Genomic DNA, 16,974 nt, shown 5'->3' with positions numbered 1-16,974 from the left:
GACCCGAGGCGGCCGCGCGGCGCAGGCCGGTCGGCCTGGCCCCCGCCCGCGGCCGGCGTCCGGCCAGGTGGAACGGGCTCTCTTGTGCACGTGGCAGAAAACCGCGTTCTGTCACGCGACCGGAATGCACGGCTGTCCGGTTCCAGTCATGTCGTGTTCAGGTCACCCAAGATCGTTGCGACACGGGGAGACCTGCGGTGAAGATGAAGCCAGGGGGTCGGACTCACCGGACCAGAGTCGCAACGCCGCTCGCTGAGAGATTTCTGGCCGTCTCAGCCATTTCACCTGCACACCGCCCACAGGCCTCATTGCCGCGGCCCTAGGGCTCCGTCGGAATGCCCGGAATTCCTTGGAGGCCCACTGTGATGCGCCAGTCCGGCGAAAAGCCGAGCCGACCCCTCACCGCAGCCCAGCTCGGGGTCTGGTTCGCCGGAGAAGCAGCAGACCCGGACGGATCCACCTTCAATGTCGGTGACTACCTCGAGATCAAGGGCCCGGTGAGCGCCGAGACGCTGACGCTCGCGCACCACCGGCTCAGCGCGGAGGTCGAGGCCTGCCGGGTGACCTTCGCCGAGGGCGAGGACGGCCCCGTGCAGCTCCTCGGCGACGAACCGTGCTGGCCGTTGACACGAGTCGACCTGCGGGACCGCTCCGACTCCCGGGCCGCCGCGCTCGCCTGGATGGAAGCCGACATGGGGCGGCGGACGGACCTGGTGGCCGGCCCGCTGTTCTCCGCCGCCCTGTTCCTGCTCGCCGACGACCACCTGCTCTACTACCGCCGCGGCCACCACATCGTGCTGGACGGCTGGAGCCTGGACCTCGTGGGCCGCCGGCTTGCCGAGATCTACACCGAACTCGCCGGCGGCGTCCCGCAGTCCCGGTCCGCGCCGCTCGCCCCGATGGAGATCCTCCAGCAGGAGGACAGCGCCTACCGCTCCTCCACGCGCCGTGACCGCGACCGCGACTTCTGGCTCGCCCGGCTCGCCGGGGCGCCGGAGCCGCCGACGCTCTCCCCGCGGCCGTCACCCGGCCCGCGCGGGACACAGCGCGTGAAGACCGACCTCGGCCCGGCGCGCGTGGCAGGGCTCCTCGCCACCGCCCAACGCCTCGGCGTGGCCTGGTCCGAGCTGGCCATCACCGCCACGACGGTGTACGTCGCCCGGCTCACCGACCGCACCGATGTGACCCTCGGCATGCCGATCTCGGGCCGCACCAGCAAGGCGGGCCGCACCGTGCCCGGCATGACCGCCAACATCCTTCCGCTGCGGGTGACGTGTGACCCCGCGGACAGCTGGTCGGAGCTGGCCCGGCGGGTGCGCTCCGAGATCCGGCAGATCACGCTGCACGGGCGGTACCGCGCGGAGGAGCTGCTGCGCGACCTCGGCCTGGTCGGGCGGGGCCGGCAGATCTCCGGGCCGGTGGTGAACGTGCTGGGCTTCGAGTCGGACCTCTCGTTCGGGCCCTGCACGGCCCTGCGGCGCAGCGTGCAGGGTGTGGGCGTGGACGACATCAGTGTCACCTTCCGGCAGTCGTCCGCCGACGAGGTGGAGCTGATCGTCGACGCCAATCCGCGGCTCTACACCGAGCAGGAGGCACAGGACCACCTCAGGCGCCTGCTCGACTTCCTGGACCAGATCCTGGAGATCGGACCGGACACCCCGGTGTCCCGGCCGGACCTGGTCGGCGCCAAGGAACGGGCGCTGCTGCTCGACTGGGGCACCGCGGCGGATCCCGGCGGCCCGCACCACCTGGTCCCCGACCTCTTCCACGTGCAGGCCGCCGCGACCCCCCACGCCGTCGCGGTCGAGGACGGCACCACGTCCGTGACGTACGCCGAACTCGACGCGCAGACCAACCGGATCGCCCGGCTGCTGGCCGCCCGCGGGGTCGGACCCGGCGATGTGGTGGCCCTCGGGCTGCCCCGCTCGATCCGGCTGGTGGCCGCCATGGCGGCGGTCCTCAAGGCGGGCGCCGCCTACCTGCCGCTCGACCCGGGCTATCCGGCACCGCGGCTGGCCTACATGACCGCCGACGCCCGCCCGGTACTGCTGCTGGTCGACGCGAGCACCCACCAGGCGATGGAGGCGCTGGACGCGATCCGGGTGAACCTGGACGACCCGAGCGTGCAGGGCCGGCTCGCCCGGCTGTCCGACGCGCCCCTCGGCCAGGCGGACCGCATCCGACCGCTCGACCCGGAGGACCCCGCGTACGTCATCTACACCTCCGGCTCGACGGGTTCGCCCAAGGGTGTGGTCGTCCCGCAGCGCGGCGCCGCGAACCTGCGCAACCTGGCCACCGAGTGCTTCGGCCTGGGAGCGGACACCCGGCTGCTCCAGTTCGTGTCACCGAGCTTCGACATGTCGGTCGCCGACGTGTGGATGACCCTGCTGACGGGCGGGACGCTGGTGGTGGCCGACAAGCCGCGCCTGCAACCCGGCCCCGAACTGGAGCGGCTGCTCACCGAGTCCGCCGTGACCCATGTGATGCTGCCGCCCTCGGTGCTCCAGGTGCTCGACCCCGCGCAGGTCCCCGCATCGGTGACGTTCGTGGTGGCCGGCGAGGCCTGTACACCCCAGGTGGTGCAGGACTGGACCGGCGAGCGCCGACTCATCGACGCCTATGGACCGACCGAGGCGAGCGTCTACGCGACCGTCAGCGACGAACTCACCCTGGCGGACGCGCCGGCACCGCCGATCGGCAGGCCGGTACCGGGCTTCCGGGTCTATGTGCTGGACGCGGGACGGCGCCTGGTCCCGGCCGGCGTGCCCGGTGAGCTGTACATCGCGGGCGTCGGACTGGCCCTCGGCTATCTGGGCCGCCCGGAGCTGACCGCCGACCGGTTCGTACCGGACCCCTTCGGTCCGCCCGGCAGCCGTATGTACCGTACCGGGGACCTGGTCCGCTGGACCCCGGACGGCAACCTGGTGTTCCTCAACCGCAACGACGACCAGGTCAAGGTGCGCGGCTTCCGGATCGAGCTGGGCGAGGTGGAAACGCTTCTGCTGCGGCTGCCGGGCGTCGCCCGGGCGGCCGCCATGGTCCGGGAGGACCGGCCGGGCGAGCGCCGGCTGGCCGGATACGTGGTGCCGGCCGACGGCGCCACCCTCGACCCCGCCGCGCTGCGCGCCCGCCTCGCCGAGCAGGTGCCGGGCCATCTGGTGCCGCTCGTCACCGTGGTCGACACGCTGCCGCTCACCCCGAGCGGAAAGATCGACCGCGCCGCCCTGCCCGCACCGGCGGTGGCCCGTGCCACAAGCTCGGGTGCCCCGCTGACCTCCGCCGAACAGCGTGTCGCCGACCTGTTCGCCGACGTCCTGGGCGTGCCCGCGCCGGACGCCGACGCCGACTTCTTCGAGCTCGGCGGCGACTCGCTGTCCGCCGCGCGCCTGCTCGGCAGGGTACGCGCCGCGTTCGGCGTCAGGCCCACCATGCGTGAACTGTTCGACGCCCCGACCGTGGCCGGCCTCGCCCGCCGGGTCTCCACCCCCTGACCTGCGCCCGCAATCGCTGACACAGGGGCCGGCAACCACGCCGTCCCCTTGGGAGAAGGCATGCTCGAAAGCACGGAACAGTATCGGGAAACACCGGAGTTACTCGCCAAGTACAAACACCTGCGCCGGGAGATAGACGGCCGGATCTTCGCGGCCAAGCTCGCCCTGGTCGCCGTCCTGCTGGCCGGCGGCATCTGGCTCACCCTGACCCCGGCCCTGTGGGCCCGGGCGCTCGGCACGGTCGTCGTCGGGCTCATGTTCGCGCACATGCTGGAACTCCAGCACGAGACCCTGCACAGCATCGCCTTCCGCGGCCGGCGCCTCAACGTCATCGCCGGTGTGATCCTGGGCCTGCCGACGCTGGTGTCCTTCGCCGCCTACCAGGTCTCGCATCTGCGGCACCACCGCGACCTCGGAACCCCGGAGAACCAGGAGTTCTTCGACTACGGCGACCAGTACGGCAGCGAGAAGAGCACCCTCGTGCGCACGACCGGGCTGTGGCTGTACCGCCTGTCGATGATCGCCCACTACAAGCAGTTCCTGCTGACCAGCGGACGGGTCCTGACCGGCCGCGACATCGGCGAGGAGAGCCCGCTGACCCAGCGCCGCATCCGGCGCGACCACCTGATCATCCTCGGCACGCTGGCGGCGTCGGTCGCGGTGTGTGCGCTCACCCACTCCTGGGCCGTGGTCTGGGCCTGGCTGCTGCCGATGGCGCTGGTCGGGCTGCCGGCGCACGCGCTGATCGAACTGCCCGAGCACTTCCGCTGCGACACCGACACCCCGGACGTGTTCCAGAACACCCGCACCATCACCTCCAACCGCTTCATGGCGTGGCTGACCAACACCAACAACTTCCACGTCGAGCACCACCTGCTGCCCACCCTGCCCTTCCACAAGCTGTCCGAGATGCACCGGGACGTAGTCCCCCAGGCCCGCTACCACCACCGCAGCTACCGGGACTTCTTCCGCTGGCTGGTCCGCGGCGAAGGGAAGGCCGAGCGATGACCGACGAGACCACCTACGCGCTCGCGACGAGCACCGCGGACAAGGAAGCCGTGATGCGGCTGCGGGACCAGGTGTACGTCCAGGACCAGGGCCGGCTCGACGACGCGGGCGACATGGCCGGGACCTTCGACCGGTTCGACGCGTACGCCGACTACATCCTCGCCCGGCTGGACGGCGAAGCGGTCGGCTGCATCAAGGTCGTACGCGACTCGGAGCTGGGGCTGCCCTGCGAGGACGTGGCGGACCTGACCGAGTTCAAGGACGGGCACACGGTGGTGGAGCTGGGCCATCTGATGACCCGGCCCGACGTCCGGCACCGGATGCTCGGCATGGGCCTGATGCGCGCGGGCCTGCTGCACGGCATCCGGTGCGGCGCCACCCGGCTGGTCGGCGACTTCTTCGTGGACGACACCGGCGCGCTGCGCGGCTTCTACCAGTCCCTCGGCTTCGTCGCACTGTGCGAGCCCTACCCCGACGAGCGGTTCGCCGGCGCACCGCTCAGCCTGGTCGGCGGCCTCGACTTCGCCGGCGCCGCGGAGCGGATCGCCCACAGCGACGGCAAGGAACGCCAGTTGCTGGAGTACTTCTTCGGCGACTACGCCGAGCAGCGCCGAGCCCACGCGGCACAGACGGAGGACCCGGTCCTGGCCTCCGGCTCCCACTGACGAGAAGGCAGCGGACGTGCGTACACAACGCCAGACCCTGGCCGAGACGAAAGCGGCGTACAACCACCCCACCTACGCCAAGATGGCCTTCACCATGGGCTGCGGCGTGCAGGGCCGTGGGGAGGGATGCCATGTCTACGACGAGACCGGCCGGCCCTTCCTGGCCCTGTTCGACCAGTACGGCAACCAGTCCTTCGGCTACTCGCACGAACGGCTGGTGCAGGCCCTGCGGGACCGTCTGGACACCGCCAACCTCAACAGCACGAAGATCCTCTTCGAGGAGGTGCAGATCCGTCTCTCGGAGCGCCTCGCGCGGCTCTCCGACGGGCATCTGCGCTACTCCTACCTGGCCAACGGCGGCGGCGAGAGCATCGACAACGCCCTGAAGCTGGCCCGCGCGGCCACCGGCAGGCCGTACTTCGTCACCGCCGTCGACTGCTTCCACGGCAAGACGATCGCCACCCTGAGCGCCTCCCGCCGGCCCGAGCACGAGGCGGTCTACCGGCCGCTGATGAGCGAGTTCCGTCAGGTGCCGTTCGGTGACATCGCCGCGATGGAGGCGGCCGTGGACGAGAACACCGCCGCCGTGCTGCTGGAGCCGGTGCAGGCGGAGGGCGGTGTCATCGTGCCCTCCGAGGACTATCTGCGCGAGGTGCGCCGCATCTGCACCGAGCGCGGCGCGCTGCTGATCCTGGACGAGATGCAGACGGCCTTCGGGCGCTGCGGCACCTTCTTCGCCCACCAGCAGTTCGGCGTCCTCCCCGACCTGGTGTGCATCGGCAAGGCCTTCGGCGGCGGCCTGCTGCCGATCTCGGCCGTGCTGGGCACCGCGGAGGTCTGGACCTCGCTGAAGCGCACCCCGTCCACCTTCGGCTCCAGCCTGGGCGGCAACCCGCTGTCCTGCTCGGTCGGTCTCGCGGCCGTCGAGCTCGCCTCGGAACCGGAGTTCCTGGCCCGGGTGAACGCCCGTGCGGAGCAGATCCAGCGGCGGCTGACGGAGCTTCCCGCCCGTTTCCCCAAGCTGGTGCGCGCCCACCGGGGCCTCGGCATGATGCACGGCCTGGAGTTCCACGACGAGGCGCTCGGCGGCCTGGTGCTCCGGCTGCTGATCAGGCACCAGGTGACCTCGACGTACTCGCTGTACAACAACAGCGTGCTGCGGGTGCAGCCGCCGATGGTGATCGGCGAGGCCGAACTCGACCGGGGCCTGGACGTGCTGGAGGAGGTGCTCGCGGAGGTCGAGGCGTACCAGGCCGGCGGCGGCGCCACGGGCGTGGACGCCATGTCGCCGCAACGGCTGAGCGTGGAGCTGCCCTACCCCGCACCGGCGGTGCGCGAACTGCTCGGCCGGCGGCCCAGGTCGCTGGACCCGTTCAGCCTCCACCCCGAGCAGGAGGACTGCCCGCCGGTGGAACCGGAGTTCGCCGGCACCCTCGGCGAGGACCCCGTGGTCTGGGAGGACCACTACGCGGCGGGCCCCGACGGGCCGGTCCTGAGCGCGGGCGACTGCTGGATGTGGACCTCCCTGCGCCGCGGCTTCACCGTCGTGCCGTCGGGCGGGACCGCCTGCCGCGTCGACATCGACATCGAGTGGGACGCCGGCACCGGGGGCTACGAGGCCCTGCTCGCCGGAGGCATCAGCTGGTTCGTCGCGACCAGGGTCGAACAGCTCGCCGACGAGATCCGAAAGCACCTGGCCGAGTGAGGCCCACCGAGAGGAAGGCACCAGTGAGCGAAGAGATGCGGTTGCAGGGTCTGCTCGACCACTACACGGGCAACGACACGGCGACGGTGGTGGACATCTCCATCAGCGGCACCCGCCGGGAGATCAGCCACGCACGGCTGGCCGAGCTGGTGCGGGAGCGGATCGACGACCTGCGGACGGCCGGGGTCAGGTCCGGCCAGCTGATCGGGATCAACGCCCGCAACAGCCTCGAATGGCTGGTCTGGGACCTGGCGACGCTGGAAGTCGGCGCGCATCTGTACGCGCTGCCCGACGGCACACCGCCGCCCGACGACGTCGAGGCGTTCCTGGCCGAGGCCGGGCTGGTCGCGCTGGTCGCCGAGCACGACGGGCAGGAGCCGCCGGCGGACGGCCCGGTGCTCTCCCCCGGCGACCGTCTCGCCGGGCGCCGGCTGCGGCTGGACGCCCCCGTCCAGGACCTGCCGAACCTGCACAGCCTGGTGTTCTCCTCGGGTACCTCCGGATCCCTGAAGGGGCTCAGGATCTCCCGCAGCGGCACCGAGTATGTGATCAACCGCTTCCTGGAGGCCTTCGGCGTCAGCGCCGAGGACCGGCATCTGATCTTCCTGCCGCTCTCCAACTACCAGCAGCGCCTGTCCGTCTACTGCTGTCTGTGGGCCGGTGCCGACGTGGCCCTGGCGCCGTTCCAACGTGTCTTCGCCGCCTTGCAGAGCGAACGGCCGACCTTCCTGATCGCGCCCCCGGTGTTCTACGACTCCACGCTCCAGCTGCACCGCAAGGCGGGCAAGGGCCAGTCCCTGGACGCCTTCCTCGGCGGCCGGATCCGCTTCATGATCACCGGGATGGCGCCGATCCGCACCTCGACCCTGGACGCCTACGCGGCGGCCGGGCTGAGCCTGCTGGAGGCGTACGGCATGACCGAGTGCGGCATGATCGCCTGGAACACCGAGAAGGCCCGCCGCGCCGGCACCGTCGGCAAACTGATCGACCCGAGCGCCGTCACCTTCACCGAGGACGGGGAGCTGGTCATCACCCGGCCGGCCCCGCTCAGCCTCGGCTACTTCCAGGTGGACCCCGCGGCCGAACCGACCTTCCTGCCCGACGGATCCATCCTCACCGGCGACTTCGGCACGCTGGACGAGGACGGCTTCCTCACGCTGCGCGGCCGCCGCAAGGACGTCATCACGCTCGGCAGCGGACGCAAGGTCAACCCCGCGGAGATCGAGGCCCTGTTCGCCGGTGCCGAGGGGGTCGCGGAACTCGTCGTGGTCTCCTCCGGCACCTCCGGCCGGCTGGGCGCGGTGGTGAGCCTGGCCGGCCCGGTCACGGCCGAGACCGAGGCCGCGGCCCGCGCCGCGATCGAGAAGGTCAACGGCACCATCGAGCAGCACCGCCGGCTGGGCAGCCTGGTCTTCGTCGACCACCCGCTGCACTCCGACCCGCGGTTCCAGACCAAGAACATGAAGCTGCGCCGGGCAGCCGTCGAGGAGTACTTCGCCGAGTTGTCGGCCCGTCGCGAGAACAAGGGGGAACGCGCGTGACCAGCGCAGCCGGCCCGGAGCGGATCCGTATCATCGACGCCCATGTCAACCTGGGCAGCGACCTCGCGATCCCGCCCGAGTACATCAAGGAGCAGGCGGAGAACGCCTACCACCGGCTCTCCACGATGGGCCAGCCGGTCAAGCGCGACCGGATCTACGAGCGGGTCCACGCCCAGTACCAGGACCATGACGCCGACCGGCTGGTGAAGGAGATGGACGCCGCCGGAGTCGACGAGTCGGTGCTGATCGTCCCGGACTTCACCCATGTCGCCGACGCCAAGCTGACCCCGGTCGAGCTGGCCGAGCTGCACGCCGGCATCCTGCGCCGGCACCCCGGCCGGTTCCGGGTCCTGTGGGGTGTCGACCCGCGCGCCGGCGACGAGGGGGTGGCCCTCTTCGAGCGCTGCGTGGACGAACTGGGCTTCCAGGGGATGAAGCTGTATCCGCTGGCCGGCTACTCGCCCAGCGACCGGCGGCTGTACCCGTACTACGAGATCTGTGCGGCGCGCGGGCTACCGGTGCTCAGCCACACCGGGCCCGGCTGGCAGGCCCTGGACTTCACCTACGGCCAGCCCCTGCTGCTGGACCAGGCCTCCCGGGACTTCCCGGGCGTCAACTTCATCATGGGGCACGGAGCGGTGACGCACGTCGAGGAGGCCATGTACCTGTGCGGCTACCGGCCGAACATGTACGTGGACGTCAGCGGCTTCGTGTCGGTACTGGATCCGGACGGCTGGCAGCACCACCTCAACCGGGTGTTCAAGCTGGGCCTGAACCACAAGATCGTGTTCGGTTCCAGCTGGCCGGCCTTCCGGCTCTCCGCGACGCTGGCCCAGGTGGTCGGCGAGTTCCGGGAAGGCTCCACGGTGTTCGCGGGCATCAAGCGTTCACAGCGAAAGATGATCATGGGGGGCACCATCGAGCGCCTCCTGACAGGAGACCGGCTGCCGGCCGGGCGGATGGGAGCACAGTGATGGCGGTCGACCTTGCGGCCCTGGAGCAGAAGCTGCTCGACTGGGTCGTCGAGTGGAACGAGGGCGAGTACGAGGGCGAACTCGACGCGGAGACCGACCTGTTCGCCGCGGGCGTCCTGGACTCGATGGGCTTCACCGGGCTGATCGCCTACCTGGAGGACGAGACGGACATCGAGTTCGACTACGAGCACGCGGAGGAGGCCGGCGCGTTCTCGCTCCGGGGCCTGCTGGCCTACTGCTTCCCCACGGCGGCCGCCACCGACGCCTGAGTCCGAACGAACGGAAGTGGAGAACCGTGACCAGTTCGACCGACCTGCCCGTCATCTTCGACGCGCACTGCCATGTGGCGTCCGCGGACTTCATCCCGGAACGCTTCGTGGCCGACGTCGCGGCCAACATCGAGCGACGGCACACCGCCGAGGGCATTCCGGCCCGCGCCGGACGGGCGCTGACGGCCCTTCAGGCCCAGCACCGGGACGACATGGCGGACGAGCTGGTCCAGGAGATGGACCGTGCGGGTGTCGCCCGCACGGTCCTGCTGGTGCCGGACTTCGGGCTGCTGCACCCGATGCGGCTGTCCCTCGACGAGATGGCCGCCCGCCACCACGAGATCCGGCAGCGGCACCCCGGACGCTTCTGGGTGTTCATCGGCGTGGACCCCCGGCGCGGAGAGGAGGGGCTGCGGGACTTCGAACGGCATGTGAGCGAGTACGGGTTCGAGGGCATCAAGCTCTATCCGCCGTGCGGCTACTCGCCGTCCGACGAACGGCTCTTCCCGTACTACGAGATCTGTGCCGAGCGCGGCCTGCCGGTCTTCGTGCACACCGGCCCCACCGCGGGCAGCTTCGCCTACGAGCCGGCGCACCCGCTCCAGATCGACCGCGCGGCCCGCTCCTTCCCGGGCGTCAACTTCATCCTCGGCCACGGCGGGCTGGTGCACCTGGACGTCACCGGGTACCTCGCGTCGTACCGCCGCAACGTCTACCTGGACATCGGCGGCTTCGCGGGCACGGCCTTCCCGCACGGCTGGGAGGCACATCTGAACCATCTGTTCCGGCTGGGCATCAACCACAAGATCGTCTTCGGTACGGACTGGCCGCTGAACCGCATGACCAACGGCCTGACCCGGCTGGTGGAGAAGATCGTGCACGGGCCCACCGTGTTCGCGGGCGTCAAACGGCGCGAACAGCAGCTGATCCTCTCCGGCAACCTCACCCGGCTGCTCCCGGCCGGTGCGGTGGACACCGTGCCAGCCACGGCCCTGGCGGGTGCGTGATGCCGGCCGGCTTCCCCCCGATCACCGGGCGCACCGCGCTGACCCTGCTGCTGGGCGACCCGGTCGTCCAGGCCCGCTCCCCGGAGCTGGTCAACGCGGAGCTGGAACGGCGGGGCCTGGACGCCCGTCTGATGCCCCTGCGGGTGGCCGCCGACGACCTCGCCACGGTCGCCGCCGCGCTGCGCGTCACCGACACGTTCCGCGGCGCCGTGGTCACCATGCCGCACAAGCACGCCGTCGTCCCCCTGCTGACGACGGCCGGCGAGCGGGTGGCCCGCACCGCCGCCTGCAACGTGATCCGGCGCGAGGAGGACGGCTCCCTCACCGGCGACATGCTCGACGGCGAGGCCATGGTGCGAGCGATCCAGGACGCGGGCGGCACCGTCAAGGACGCCCGCGTGCTCCTCGTGGGGGCCGGCGGGGCGGCCTCCGGGATCGCCCTCGCCCTGGCCGACCACGGCGTGGCGGAGCTGGACATCACCAACCGGACCGCGGCCCGGGCCGACGCCCTCGCCGACCGGGTCGCGGCCGCCGTCCCGGGCGTCCGCGTCACTGCGGTGACGGCACCGGGCGACGGTTACGCCCTCGTCGTCAACGCCAGCGCCGTCGGCATGCGGCCCGAGGACGGCCCACCGGTGGCGCCCGGCGTGCTCACCGGGGCCGAGGTCGTCGCCGACGCGGTCATCGCGCCCCGGCCGACGGCGCTGCTCGCGGCGGCCGCCGCGGCGGGCTGCGCCACCGTCGACGGCGGCCGGATGCTGGCCGCCCAGGTCGGCCTGATGGTGGATTTCATGTTCGCGGGCGACATGACACCGTCGACCTGAGCCGGAGCGGCACCGAGACCGTGAACGAGAGCGAGAGCGAGAGCGAGAACAGGGGACGATGAAGACGCCGAACGACGTCGGTAATGCCCAGGTGCAGCGGCTTCCGCTCACCCACGGTCAGGAACAACTCTGGTTCCTCGACCGGCTCCACCCCCACCAGCCCGTCTACAACGTCCCGTTGGCCCTGCGGGTGCGCGGCCCGCTGGACCCCGCCCGGCTGCGGGCCGCGGCCGACCGGGTCGTCGCACGGCACGAGGCGCTGCGCGTCTCCTTCCCGGAGACCGACGGCGGCCCCGTCCAGCTCCTCGCCCCGCCCGCACCCGCGCACTGGGAGGAGAAGGACGCCGGCGCCGGCGAGCTGGACCACCTGCTCGCGGCGGAGGCCGCCCGGCCCTTCTCGCTGCGCGCGGGCCCCCTGCACCGCTTCCTGCTGCTGCGGCTCGGCCCGCACGACCATGTGCTGTCCCTGGTCTTCCACCACATCGTCGTGGACGGCACCTCCCTGGGCCTCGTCGTCTCCGATCTGCTGGCCTTCTACCGTGACGGCTCCGCCGCCGAGGAGCCGGCTCCCTCCTGGAGCGCCTGGGTGCGCCGGCGCCGCGAGGAGGTCGACGAGGCCGGCGAACTCGCCGCGGGCCTCGACTTCTGGGAGAACCGGCTCGCCGCGCTGCCCGTGCCCGAACTGCCCGCCGACCGGCTGCGCGGCTCCGCCCCCTCCACCAGCGGCGACCACGTCCGCCAGGTGCTGCCGCCCGCACTCGTCTCCCGGCTGCGGCAGCTCGCCCGCAGCCGCCGCGTCTCGCTGTTCGTCGTCCTCGCCGCCGCCGTCAACGTGCTGGTCAGCCGCTACACCGGCGAGGACGACATCCCGCTGGGCGTGCCGCTCGGCGAGCGGGGCGACCCGGAAGCCGAGGGCGTCGTCGGGCACTTCGTCAACATGGTCGTGTTCCGGACCGACCTGTCCGACGACCCCAGCTTCGGGGAACTTCTGGACCGGGTGCTCGACCAGACCATCGACCTGCACGACTTCGGCTGGGTCCCCTTCGAGCGGGTGGTGGAGCGGCTGCGCCCGGTGCGCGAGCCCGGCCGCAACCCGCTGTTCCAGGTCTCCGTCCAGCTGGTGGCCGACCCCGCCGCCCAGGCCGGGCCGGGGCTGCCGGACGCGGACATCGAGATCGTCACCCCGAGGATCCCGCAGTCCAGGTTCGACCTCGCCGTCAACTTCTTCGAGGCCGGCGACCGGATCACCCTGGATCTGGAGTACTCGACCGAGCTCTTCGACGGCTGGCGGATCGAGGCGCTGGCCCGCCATCTGACGGCCGTGCTGGAGGCGGTGGCCGAGGACCCCGGGCTGCGGCGGTCCGCCGTACCGCTGCTGACCGGCGCCGAGCGGGAGGAACTGCTGCGGGTCGGCACGGGCGACGAACTCCCGCTGCCCGCCGAGCCGTTGCACGTGCGGATCGCCAGGACGGCGGCCCGGCGCGGCGATGCCGTCGCCGCCGTGTGCGGGGACGAGCAGATCGGCTACGCCGAGCTGGACCGCCGGGCGGACCGGCTGGCGCGCCGGCTGCGCGGGGCGGGCCTGCGGGCCGGCGACGTGGTGGCCGTACTGCTGGAGAAGGACCTGGACGCCCTGGTCGCCGAGCTGGCGGTGCTGAAGGCCGGGGGCGCCTTCGCGGTCCTGGACCCCGCTCAGCCGCGGGCCCGGTTGGGCCTGCTGCTGGCCGACGCCGGGGCCCGGGTGCTGATCACCCGCGACCGGCTGCGCGACGCCGCACCGCCCGACCCGGACCGCGTCACGCTGCTCGTGGACGATCCCCGCCCGGCCGCCGACGACGAGTCCGACGCCGACGGACCGCTCCCGGACTGGGCCACGGAACACTCCGCCGCCTATGTGCTGTACACCTCCGGCTCGACCGGCAAGCCCAAGGGCGTGGTCGTCGAACACGCGGCGCTGACCTGCTTCGTGGAGGGCTACCGCAAGGTCTTCCCGTTCGGCCCCGAGGACCGGCTGCTGCAATTCTCCGCGCTCACCTTCGACATGGCACAGGGTGAGATCTTCACCGCCCTCACCGTCGGCGCCACGCTGGTCCTGGTCCCCGCCGACACCGCCCGCTCCCCCGGCGAGCTGGCGGCGCTGATGCGGGAGAGCGAGGTCACCTACGCCGGCCTGATGCCCGCCCTGCTCGCCCTGCTCGAACCGGAACCGTATCCCCGGCTGCGCCATCTCATGGCCGGCGGCGACGTGCTGGCCGCCGAACTGGTCAACAAGTGGAACCTGCCGGGCCGGACCATGGTCAACATGTACGGCCCGACCGAGGCCGCCGTCGCCTGCGCCCACCACGTCTGCGCCGGGCGCACCTGGACGACCGTGCCGCCCATCGGCAGACCCCAGCACAACCGCCTGCTCTACGTCGTCGACCGCTGGGGCAACCTCGTGCCCCGCGGCGTCCCGGGCGAGCTGCTGGTCGGCGGGCCCGCCGGGCTGGCCCGCGGCTACCTCGGCGCACCGGAGCTGACCGACGAGAGGTTCGTGCCGGACGTGTGGGGACCGGGCGAGCGGGTGTACCGCACCGGCGACCTGGTGAGCTGGAACGCCGAACACGCCCTGGAGTTCCACGGGCGACGCGACCACCAGGTCAAGCTGAACGGGCTGCGGATCGAGCCCGGCGAGATCGAGTCGGCCCTGCTGCGCCATCCCGCCGTGACCACCGCGGCCGTCGTCCTGCACACCTCCGCCGACGGCGCGAAACGGCTGGTCGGCTATGTGGGCACCCCGGAGCCCGCGGACCTGGACACCGCCCGGCTGCGCCGCCTGCTCGCCGAGGCGGTGCCCGCCTACATGATCCCTTCGGCGTGGGTGCTGCTCGGCGAGCTGCCGCTCACCTCCTCGGGCAAGGTCGACCGGCGCCGGCTGCCCGAGCCGGGCCCGGAGCCGGACACCGCCCGGGCCGAGGGCGGGCAGTGGGGCAGCGAGCTGGAGAGCCGGGTCGCCGGGATCTTCTCGGAGGTGCTCGACGGCGCCGAGATACGCCCCGGCCAGGGCTTCTTCGATCTGGGCGGCACCTCCTTCCAGGCCATGCGGGTGGTCGGCCGGATCCACAAGCAGCTGGGCGCCGAGCTGAGCACCAGGACCCTGTACGCCCACCCCACGGTCGAGGACGTCACCGCGGAGGTGGCCCGGCTCCTCGGCGCCCCACGGAAGGAAGGCGCCAGTGATGTCTGACGACGCCCTGCTGCTGACCCTCGCCGAGACCGGCGCGCTGCCGCCGCTGTACTGCGTGCACGCCGTCTCCGGTTCACCGTTCCCGTACGTCCCGCTGGGGCGGGCCCTCGGCGCCGGCCGGCCCGTCTTCGCCCTCGAGGCCCCCGGCTTCGACAACGACAGCGCTCCCGTCACCGACGTCCCGGAACTCGCCGAGCGGTACGCGGCACTGCTGCACGCACGCCACCCGGAGGGCCAACTGGCCCTGCTCGGCTGGTCGTTCGGCGGAGTGGTGGCCCACGAGACGGCGCTCCGGCTCGACCGGGCCGGGACGGACGTGGCCCTGCTGGTCCTCGTCGACTCCACCTGCCCGGTGCCCGCACCGGTGCCCGCCGAGCCGGAACTGCTGCGCCGGTTCGTGCACGATCTGCTGAGCGAGGCCGGGGTGCCCGCCGACACGGTCCGCGCCACGGTCGCGGCCCTGCCCGAGGAGTCCTCTCCGGAGCGCTTCCTCGCCGCGGCGACCGCCGGTGACTCGCTGCTCGCCGACCTCTCCCCGGCCCTGCTGCGCCGCCGCTACGACGTCTTCCGCGCCCACGTCCAGGCCCTGTACACGCACCGCGCCCGCCCCGGCCACCGGGGCCGGACCCTGTGCGTGCAGGCCGCCGAGTCACCCCCGGTGGGCCGCACCTGGGACGGCGTGCTCGACGGGGCCGAGGTCGTCACCGTGCCCGGCGACCACCACTCGATCTGGTCCGGGGCGGGCCTGGCCCGCATCGCCGCCGAGGTCACCGACAGGCTCGCCGGGGCGGAGGTCCGATGAGCGACGTCCGCGGAACGACGAGCACCCGCACCACGCCTGACCACACCCGGCAGGGGCGGCACCGCACGGTGGCGCTGCTGGTGCTGCTGGTGGCGCCGTTCATGGCGATGCTCGACACGTTCATCGTGAACATCGCCGCGCCCTCGATCGAGAAGCAGCTGCACGCCACCTTCGCCGAGGTGCAGCTCGTCATCAGCGGTTACATCGTGGCCTTCGCGGTCGGCCTGATCACCGGCGGACGCCTGGGCGACCTGTGGGGCCGCGGCCGGATGTTCCTGTACGGCATGGCCGGCTTCGGCGCCACCTCCGTGCTGTGCGCGGTGGCGGGCTCGGCCGGCCAGCTGATCGCCGCCCGCCTGCTCCAGGGTCTGAGCGCCGCGCTGATGCTCCCTCAGGTGCTGTCGCTGATCCAGGTGCTCTTCCCGCCCGCCGAGCACTCCCGGGTGCTCGGACTCTACGGGGCGACGCTGAGCTGCGGCTCCGTCACCGGTCAGGTGCTGGGCGGGGTGCTGATCACGTCGGATGTGGCCGGCCTCGGCTGGCGGTTGATCTTCCTCGTCAACATCCCGTTCTGCCTCGCCGCGGTGCTGGTCGGCGCCCGCGCCCTGCCGGGCCGGCAGGAATCCGGCAGGCGCCCCGGATTCGATCCGGTGGGGGTGCTGCTGATCTCGCTGGCGGTGCCGCTGCTGCTCTGCCCGCTGGTCTTCGGCGCCCAGTACGGCTGGCCGCTGTGGGTGGGGCCGGTGCTCGCCGCCGCGCTCGCCGTGTTCGCCCTGTTCCTGCGGTGGGAGGCACGGTTCCCCGCCGACAGCGGCTCGGCCCTGCTGCCGCTGCGGCTGTTCAGACTGCCCGGCTTCGCCAACGGCGTCCCCACCGCGCTCGCCTTCTACACCGGTAACTCCGGCTTCTACCTCGTGCTCGCCTTCCACCTCCAGAACGGCCTGCGGCTGTCCCCGCCGGCCGCGGGACTGGCGTTCGTACCGCTCGGCACGGCCTTCGCCCTGGCCTCACTGGCCGCCCGCAGGCTCGTGCCCCGGTTCGGCCGCAGGGCCCTGCTGGGCGGCACCGTGGTCATCCTGCTGGGACTGGTCTATCTGCCGGTCGGCGCCGCCATGGGCGGCGGCACGCTCGTCCGGGCGCTCTGGCTGGAGCCCGGCCTCGTCCTGTGCGGCATGGGGCAGGGCCTCGTCCTGCCGTCCCTGCTCTCCCTGGCCCTGCGGGGCGTGGACACCGCGGACGTGGGGGCGGCCTCCGGCGGCATCCTGATGACCTCCCAGTTCGCGGGCGCCCTCGGCGTGGCAGCGGTCGGCGCCGCCTACAGCTCGGCTCTCGGCGACCACTCCTATGTGCCCGCCTTCCGCGCGGGCGTCCTCGCCCTCGTCCTCATCGGCCTGCTGAGCCTGGTGCTGCTCGCCAGGCTGGAGTCCCGGACGAGAGAGCGGGTATAGCGCCTGCCCGCGTC

The 16,974-nt window shown here is 72.2% G+C and carries 12 protein-coding genes; all 12 read left to right on the top strand.

The features are described 5' to 3' along the window. The first annotated feature begins 365 nt into the window (after positions 1–365). The 12 genes from ACZ5CZ_RS09025 to ACZ5CZ_RS08970 are packed head-to-tail and all read left to right on the top strand — an operon-like array spanning position 366 to position 16,960. Entirely contained in the window at positions 366–3,491 is a 3,126-nt protein-coding gene (locus ACZ5CZ_RS09025; RefSeq protein ID WP_468940634.1) for an amino acid adenylation domain-containing protein, read from the top strand. 60 nt (positions 3,492–3,551) lie between these two features. Beyond that, on the top strand, positions 3,552–4,499 hold the full coding sequence (locus tag ACZ5CZ_RS09020; protein WP_385846169.1) for a fatty acid desaturase family protein: 948 nt from the start codon (positions 3,552–3,554) through the stop codon (positions 4,497–4,499). Further along, positions 4,496–5,164, top strand: coding sequence for a GNAT family N-acetyltransferase (locus tag ACZ5CZ_RS09015; RefSeq protein ID WP_385846170.1), 669 nt, complete (start codon positions 4,496–4,498; stop codon positions 5,162–5,164). The genes ACZ5CZ_RS09020 and ACZ5CZ_RS09015 overlap by 4 nt, the downstream gene beginning before the upstream one ends. A gap of 16 nt (positions 5,165–5,180) precedes the next feature. After that, the gene (locus ACZ5CZ_RS09010) at positions 5,181–6,869 is read left to right on the top strand and encodes an aspartate aminotransferase family protein (protein ID WP_385846171.1); all 1,689 of its coding nucleotides are present in this window, start codon (positions 5,181–5,183) and stop codon (positions 6,867–6,869) included. 23 nt (positions 6,870–6,892) lie between these two features. Beyond that, positions 6,893–8,410 (top strand): AMP-binding protein, encoded by a 1,518-nt coding sequence (locus ACZ5CZ_RS09005; RefSeq protein WP_468940630.1) that lies wholly within the window; start codon positions 6,893–6,895, stop codon positions 8,408–8,410. Continuing rightward, on the top strand, positions 8,407–9,384 hold the full coding sequence (locus ACZ5CZ_RS09000) for an amidohydrolase family protein (protein WP_385846174.1): 978 nt from the start codon (positions 8,407–8,409) through the stop codon (positions 9,382–9,384). Before ACZ5CZ_RS09005 ends, ACZ5CZ_RS09000 begins: the two co-directional genes overlap by 4 nt. Beyond that, a complete protein-coding gene (locus ACZ5CZ_RS08995; protein WP_385846175.1) occupies positions 9,384–9,653 on the top strand; it encodes a phosphopantetheine-binding protein in 270 nt (89 codons plus the stop codon). The genes ACZ5CZ_RS09000 and ACZ5CZ_RS08995 overlap by 1 nt, the downstream gene beginning before the upstream one ends. Positions 9,654–9,679: 26 nt before the next feature. Then, on the top strand, positions 9,680–10,660 hold the full coding sequence (locus ACZ5CZ_RS08990; protein ID WP_385846176.1) for an amidohydrolase family protein: 981 nt from the start codon (positions 9,680–9,682) through the stop codon (positions 10,658–10,660). Then, the gene (locus ACZ5CZ_RS08985; protein ID WP_468940627.1) at positions 10,660–11,484 is read left to right on the top strand and encodes a shikimate dehydrogenase family protein; all 825 of its coding nucleotides are present in this window, start codon (positions 10,660–10,662) and stop codon (positions 11,482–11,484) included. The genes ACZ5CZ_RS08990 and ACZ5CZ_RS08985 overlap by 1 nt, the downstream gene beginning before the upstream one ends. Positions 11,485–11,542: 58 nt before the next feature. Continuing rightward, positions 11,543–14,710 (top strand): non-ribosomal peptide synthetase, encoded by a 3,168-nt coding sequence (locus ACZ5CZ_RS08980; protein ID WP_468940624.1) that lies wholly within the window; start codon positions 11,543–11,545, stop codon positions 14,708–14,710. Continuing rightward, positions 14,703–15,512 carry a thioesterase domain-containing protein gene (locus tag ACZ5CZ_RS08975; RefSeq protein WP_468940622.1) on the top strand — a complete coding sequence of 270 codons (810 nt, stop codon included), beginning with the start codon at positions 14,703–14,705 and terminating at the stop codon, positions 15,510–15,512. Before ACZ5CZ_RS08980 ends, ACZ5CZ_RS08975 begins: the two co-directional genes overlap by 8 nt. Next, positions 15,509–16,960, top strand: coding sequence for an MFS transporter (locus ACZ5CZ_RS08970; protein WP_468940620.1), 1,452 nt, complete (start codon positions 15,509–15,511; stop codon positions 16,958–16,960). The genes ACZ5CZ_RS08975 and ACZ5CZ_RS08970 overlap by 4 nt, the downstream gene beginning before the upstream one ends. Positions 16,961–16,974: the final 14 nt, after the last annotated feature.

It is taken from the genome of Streptomyces sp. NPDC031418, from assembly GCF_055581605.1.
Note: the sequence above shows the minus strand (reverse complement) of the source record. Positions and strands in the feature narration are given on the sequence as shown.

Bases quoted from the DNA above. Each gene is read 5' to 3' on its own strand.
- ACZ5CZ_RS09015 (WP_385846170.1), top strand. From the start codon at position 4,496: ATGACCGACGAGACCACCTACGCGCTCGCGACGAGCACCGCGGACAAG.
- ACZ5CZ_RS08980 (WP_468940624.1), top strand. From the start codon at position 11,543: ATGAAGACGCCGAACGACGTCGGTAATGCCCAGGTGCAGCGGCTTCCG.
- ACZ5CZ_RS09020 (WP_385846169.1), top strand. From the start codon at position 3,552: ATGCTCGAAAGCACGGAACAGTATCGGGAAACACCGGAGTTACTCGCC.
- ACZ5CZ_RS08975 (WP_468940622.1), top strand. From the start codon at position 14,703: ATGTCTGACGACGCCCTGCTGCTGACCCTCGCCGAGACCGGCGCGCTG.
- ACZ5CZ_RS09025 (WP_468940634.1), top strand. From the start codon at position 366: ATGCGCCAGTCCGGCGAAAAGCCGAGCCGACCCCTCACCGCAGCCCAG.
- ACZ5CZ_RS08995 (WP_385846175.1), top strand. From the start codon at position 9,384: ATGGCGGTCGACCTTGCGGCCCTGGAGCAGAAGCTGCTCGACTGGGTC.
- ACZ5CZ_RS08985 (WP_468940627.1), top strand. From the start codon at position 10,660: ATGCCGGCCGGCTTCCCCCCGATCACCGGGCGCACCGCGCTGACCCTG.
- ACZ5CZ_RS08970 (WP_468940620.1), top strand. From the start codon at position 15,509: ATGAGCGACGTCCGCGGAACGACGAGCACCCGCACCACGCCTGACCAC.